The sequence below is a fragment of the Cytobacillus firmus genome (genome assembly GCF_023715565.1).
GTDB lineage: Bacteria > Bacillota > Bacilli > Bacillales > Cytobacillaceae > Cytobacillus > Cytobacillus firmus_C.
In genome coordinates this window covers 1-1612 of sequence record NZ_JAMBOJ010000125.1, presented here as the reverse complement: position 1 = coordinate 1612, position 1612 = coordinate 1, and the positions used below count along the sequence as shown (strand labels likewise).

Sequence of the window (1612 nt, the reverse complement as noted above, 5' to 3'; positions counted from 1 at the left end):
GTAGAATCTGCGGAGCGAAATTTTTGAAGTAGTGGAAGGGGCCCCTTCCACTACTTCAAAAACATAGAGCTAAATAACTTGTTTTTCCTAGGAATGAATTTACACAAAATAGTGGACTTGACTAAAAATGGAGCGCGAGCGGCCCCAAACGGTGAGAATAGAGCCACTCAAGTGAAATAATCAAACACCAGCGGCCCTAAACAGGTGGAATAATACCGTTCAAACCGAATTACGGGGCACGAATGGCACTCAACGACAAAAATAGTGCGACTCAAATCAAACGATCAAGCTCCAATGGTCTTTAAAGAGAGAGAATTCTCTCTTTCTCTTTTACGTAAAGTTGTCAAAAAATTCAAATATCAAAAGGGGGAATCAGAATGAAAAAGAGTATTCAGATTGCCGGGGCCTTTATTGGGGTCATTGTCGGAGCAGGCTTTGCTTCGGGACAGGAAATTTTGCAGTTTTTTACTTCCTTCGGCTGGATGGGGTTAGCCGGAGCCGTGCTGGCGACCTTTTTCTTTGCCTTTCTCGGCATGAATTTAACGCAGCTTGGAAGCCGCCTTCAGACAGATTCCCATAAAGATGTGATTTACCATATTTGCGGAAAGTATCTTGGAATGGCTGTTGATTTCATCATTACATTCTTCCTTTTCGGGGTGGCCGTCGTCATGCTTGCCGGATCGGGATCGATTTTCGAAGAACAGTTCGGCATCCCGAGCATAGCTGGGAATATCATTATGGCGGTGTTTACGATTCTGACAGTATGTCTCAACATCCAAAAAGTCATCTCAATAATCAGCATGGTCACGCCATTTCTCCTGCTTATGGTGGTTATTATTTGCGGCTATGCTCTAAGTACGATGGAGGTGGACTTCTTAGAAGTTCAGAAATTGGTGGAAAGCGGGACGCCAGCCGCATCCAATTGGTTTATGGGCGGATTACTATATGTTTCTTACAATATTGCGGCTGGTGCAGCGATGCTTGCTGTCATGGGCGGCACAACAAAAGATGAAAAGCAGGCTGGCATGGGCGGCATCCTAGGCGGAGTTGGACTTGGTGTTCTGATTTTACTTATCAATGTAGCCATGCTGGTTAAAATGGATGTGGTGGAGGGATCCCCAATGCCAATCCTTGCTCTTGCAAATGAAATTTCTCCCGCATTTGGACTTTTAATGTTCGTCGTCCTGCTGGGCATGATCTACAACACAGCTGTTGGGATGCTATATGCCTTCACTGTAAGAATCGTAAAAAGAGAGAATCCTAAGTTCAACGCCTTTGTGGTATTATTTGGAGCTGCCGCTTTTGGCGCCAGTTTCATCGGCTTCATCACCTTGGTCGGAACGGTTTATCCTTTAATGGGGTACTTAGGATTTACACTGATAGCGGCGATTGTGTTTGCTTGGTTTAGGGGGAAGAGGAAGGCTGTTGGTAATATAGGTATCGGAGTTGGAGTTAAATCTTAATATCTTTAGAAAGATTCAAAAGGAAGAGGCTGGGACATAACTAGTTTCAAATAGTGAAAAAGATGAATTTGAGCACATTCAAATTCATCTTTTTCTATTTTTAGTAGTAAGAATTGCTATGCTCTCAGTGATTGGCAGTGAATTTCCTT

General features: G+C 43.5%; 1 protein-coding gene. It reads left to right on the top strand.

The window, feature by feature from the left end; genetic code table 11:
• Positions 1 to 377 precede the first annotated feature (377 nt).
• Positions 378 to 1463 (top strand): YkvI family membrane protein, encoded by a 1086-nt coding sequence (locus M3205_RS25015; RefSeq protein ID WP_251172348.1) that lies wholly within the window; start codon positions 378 to 380, stop codon positions 1461 to 1463.
• Positions 1464 to 1612: the final 149 nt, after the last annotated feature.